Below are 3,761 nucleotides of genomic sequence, written 5' to 3'. Positions count from 1 at the left end.
CCCAGCACGGGCACGCCGCCGATCCACTCGCCGAGCTTCTTGGAGTGGCCGCCGTTCTCCATGGCCTTGCCGAAGGCGCCGGAGGGGCCGCTGCGGGCCCAGCGGCCCAGGGAGAACTCCTCCATCATGCCGGACTGGCAGATGATGAATGCGAAGATGAAGTAGGGGATCAGAAAGGTCAAACCGCCGTACCGGGAGACCAGCATGGGGAAGCGCCACACGTTCGCCATGCCCACGCAGGAGCCCACAGCAGCCATGATAAAGCCAAATTGGGACTTGAAGCCATCTTGATTTTGCAGCGTATCGGGAGTTGCCATAAATTACACCTCTCATTCTCCCGCCGCCGTTCCCGGAGGAGCGGCAACGAAATAAAACCTTTGCATTGCAAAAGAGACGGCGTCCAACAAACGGACTATTCTGTTTGTTGGGCGCCGGTCCCGCCAGATTGGCCGCATTGTTACCACGTCATGCGGTCACACAAAATTGTCCAGAATTTGGGTGGAGAGATCTTACTTCTCCTCGTTGGGGTAGGGCTCCAGGAAGGCGTGGAAGTGACGCATGGGCAGCTTGTGGCCCCACAGGATACGCATGTTGGGGATGGACTCACGGTCCTTGTACAGCTGAGCCACAGCGGCGATGACGTAGTCCAGATGCTCCTTGGTCAGACGGCTGCGGTCGATGGCGAAACGCACCACGTTGGCCAGCTCAGCCTGCTGCTCGGGAGTCTTCAGGTCGTACTCCATAGAGAAGTCGCCCAGCTCGGACACGCGGATACCATAGCGACGGATCAGCTCCAGAGAGAAGCCGGCGCCGGCAAAGGTGGTGTGGTCGCGCTTGCCGTCGAAGAACTCGTCCATGTTGATGTACACAGCGTGGCCGCCGGCGGGCAGAACAACGCCCTTAACGCCATTCTTGTAGAAGCCCTGAGCCAGGTACTCGCACTGCATGGCGCGGTCATGCTGATAGTTGAAGTCGCAGGACTCATACAGGCCAGCGGCCAGAGCCATGATGTCACGGCCGGACATGCCGCCGTAGGAATCGTTGCCGTAGCAGGAGATCTGCTTGACCTTGATCAGCACGCCCACGTCGGTCTTGACGGTGCCGTCCTCGTTGAAGTCGGAGAACTTCTTCCAGAACAGGCCCTTGTCGCGGAAGGCCAGCATGCCGCCCATGTTGGCGTGGCCGTCCTTCTTGGCGGACATGGTGAAGGCGTCGCAGTAAGAGAACATCTCGGTGGCGATCTCGGCAATGGACTTGTCGGCGTAGCCATCCTCGTTCATCTTGATGTAGTAGCAGTTCTCAGCCCAGCGAGCCACGTCGAAGACCAGAGGAATGTCATACTTGTGGGCCACGCGGTTGATCTCGCGGATGTTAGCCATGGAAACAGGCTGGCCGCAGATGGGGTTGTTGGTGATGCAGGTGAAGATCAGGGGCACGTTGTCCACGCCCACGGCGTTGATCAGCTGCTCCAGCTTCTCAATGTCCATGTTGCCCTTGAAGGGGTTCTTCTCATACTTGCCGCCCTCGGGAATCTCGTACAGCAGCTCCTTGTTGTACAGGTTACGGGGAATGGAGCCCATCTGCTTGATGTTGCCCTCGGTGGTGTCGAAGTGGCCGTTGGAGGGAATGGTGAAGACCTTGCCGGGATGACGGGCGGTGAGGATCTTCTTCACGATCTCCATCAGCACGGACTCAGCGGCACGGCCCTGCTGGATGATGAAGGAGTTGGGGCGCTCCATCTGCTTGGCGCCGCCGTTGAACAGGCCGCCCTCGTACTCGCAGAGGAACAGCTCGTCCATCATCTTCTCCAGGTCGCGGCAGTCGGTGCGGACCAGGTCGATGCTCTTCTTCCAGTTCTTCTCGCCGCCGCGCTCAAAGATGTCGCGGAAGGTGTCCAGCAGCACATAGTAGCCGGTGTTGCGGCCATAGGCCTCGTCGCCCAGGAACAGAGTAGCCCACTGCTGGTTGGTCATGGCGGTGGTGCCGGAGTCGGACAGCATGTCGACGGTCAGCAGGCCGGAGGGGAAGGAGAACTCGTTCCAGTGGGTGGCGTTCAGGGCGCGCTCACGCTGCTCAACAGTAGCCTGGGGCAGATCGCGCACCGCAAAGGCGCAGTGCTGGGGCATCTCAACATTCTGAGCCAGAGGGTAGTGCTTCACATTCTTGTCCATTTTGTTTACCTCCATTTAATTTGGCGCTTTGCGCCATCATTTTATTAGAGGATACCCCGGTCGTCGGGAGCCGGCCTTTCCAACTCCTTCAACAGGCGGACAGTAACCTTTCCGAATGTGTTTGTGCGCTGAGTTGCGCGGATTACACGGTGGCGATGACCTCGATCTCCACCAGGGCGTCCTTGGGCAGGCGGGCAACCTCAACAGCGGAACGGGCGGGATAGTTGCCCTCGCTGAAGAAGGTGGCGTACACCTCGTTCATGGCGCCGAAGTTGTTCATGTCGCTGAGGAACACGGTGGTCTTGATGACCTTGTCCATACCCAGACCGGCGGCCTCCAGAATGGCCTTCACGTTGGTCAGGGACTGACGGGTCTGGGCCGCGATCCCCTCAGGGAACGCACCGGTGGCAGGATCAATGGGCAGCTGGCCGGAAGTGATGACCAGGCTGTCAATGGCTACCGCCTGAGCATAGGGGCCGATGGCCGCAGGTGCGTGGTCTGTGTTGATAATTTTTTTCATTCCACACAACCTCCTTTCTTATTTGCGAGATAAATTTATCACCATTCAAGTCAATTGTCAATGCTTTTTTGTCAGTTTCGCACTATCAATTATTTATGTTTCCTTACTTTTTGTCATTTCTAAATAATCATCGGCATTTTGCTCAGAATTTTTTCTCATTTGTTGTGCAAAATTATTATCACGTTTCTTTGCAAAACGTCTCTATATGGTTTATACTATATTTAAACTACTCTATCTTGCGACAAATCATTGCCGGATTGCTTAAAAAATGAATTGAGGTGATTGTATGGGCAGCCCGCTGCTTTCCTATTATGTCAGACTGACGGATTTCCTTGGTCGGGCGCTGGGCCCGGATTATGAAGTTGCCCTTCATGATCTGACGGATCACAACTGCTCCATTATCGCCATTGCAAACAATCACATCAGCGGCCGGGAAGTGGGCGCCCCGCTGACCAATGTGGGACTGAAGGTTCTGAAGGACGGCAGCTACGAGGAGACTGATTACCTGCTCCACTATCCCGGCCTGTCCGCTTCGGGAAAGGCACTGCGCTCCTCCACCTTTTTTATAAAGGATGGCGGGCGGCTGGTGGGTATGCTGTGCATCAATTTTGACGACAGCCGCTATCAGGCCGCCAGCCAGATGATCTTACAGCTCTGCCACCCCGACAACTTTGTGGAGACCAGCTTCCAGTTTGACACCGACCGCACCGGGGATATGCACCTCTCCTCTGCCGAACGATTCCACAACTCCATCCACGGCGTCACCGGGGACGCAGTCGCCCGGGAACTCAGCCGCATGGGGATGAGCGCCGACCATCTCACCTCCGAAGAGCGGATGAGTATTATCGCGGCGCTGGAGCCCCAGGGGATCTTTTTACTCAAAGGCGCGGTCAAAGAGGTCTCGGATGCTTTACAGTGTTCCCAGGCCACCATATATCGTTACCTGACCCAGGTGCGGAAAGAACCCGTCGAGGCCGTCGGTGTCGATCCATAAAGTCAAAACCTCCGGCTAAGCCGGAGGCTTGAGTAGGCCCTATAAGGGCCTGATACGGACGAAGCCCCTTAAGGGG

3 protein-coding genes and 1 pseudogene are annotated in these 3,761 nt (G+C 56.7%); 1 reads left to right on the top strand and 3 read right to left on the bottom strand.

Annotation, left to right across the window (positions count from 1 at the left end; translation table 11 throughout):
• From Q0K43_RS10655 to Q0K43_RS10645, 3 genes and pseudogenes are all read right to left on the bottom strand, one after another.
• Window positions 1–317: pseudogene (locus Q0K43_RS10655) on the bottom strand (sodium-dependent transporter); the annotation flags it as partial.
• 192 nt (window positions 318–509) lie between these two features.
• The gene (locus Q0K43_RS10650) at window positions 510–2,171 is read right to left on the bottom strand and encodes a tryptophanase (RefSeq protein WP_297290507.1); all 1,662 of its coding nucleotides are present in this window, start codon (window positions 2,169–2,171) and stop codon (window positions 510–512) included.
• Between the two features lie 142 nt (window positions 2,172–2,313).
• Window positions 2,314–2,691: a RidA family protein gene (locus tag Q0K43_RS10645; protein ID WP_297290506.1), complete on the bottom strand. Its 378-nt coding sequence runs from the start codon at window positions 2,689–2,691 to the stop codon at window positions 2,314–2,316.
• 286 nt (window positions 2,692–2,977) lie between these two features.
• Between Q0K43_RS10645 and Q0K43_RS10640 the strand changes: the two genes are divergently transcribed.
• The gene (locus Q0K43_RS10640) at window positions 2,978–3,685 is read left to right on the top strand and encodes a helix-turn-helix transcriptional regulator (RefSeq protein ID WP_297290505.1); all 708 of its coding nucleotides are present in this window, start codon (window positions 2,978–2,980) and stop codon (window positions 3,683–3,685) included.
• Window positions 3,686–3,761: the final 76 nt, after the last annotated feature.

It is taken from the genome of uncultured Flavonifractor sp., from assembly GCF_944383115.1.
Lineage (GTDB): Bacteria > Bacillota > Clostridia > Oscillospirales > Oscillospiraceae > Flavonifractor.
This window is presented reverse-complemented; position numbering and strand designations above follow the sequence as displayed.

Excerpts from the sequence above, each read along its gene's own strand:
- Q0K43_RS10650 (WP_297290507.1), bottom strand. The coding sequence starts at position 2,171 with ATGGACAAGAATGTGAAGCACTACCCTCTGGCTCAGAATGTTGAGATG.
- Q0K43_RS10645 (WP_297290506.1), bottom strand. The coding sequence starts at position 2,691 with ATGAAAAAAATTATCAACACAGACCACGCACCTGCGGCCATCGGCCCC.
- Q0K43_RS10640 (WP_297290505.1), top strand. The coding sequence starts at position 2,978 with ATGGGCAGCCCGCTGCTTTCCTATTATGTCAGACTGACGGATTTCCTT.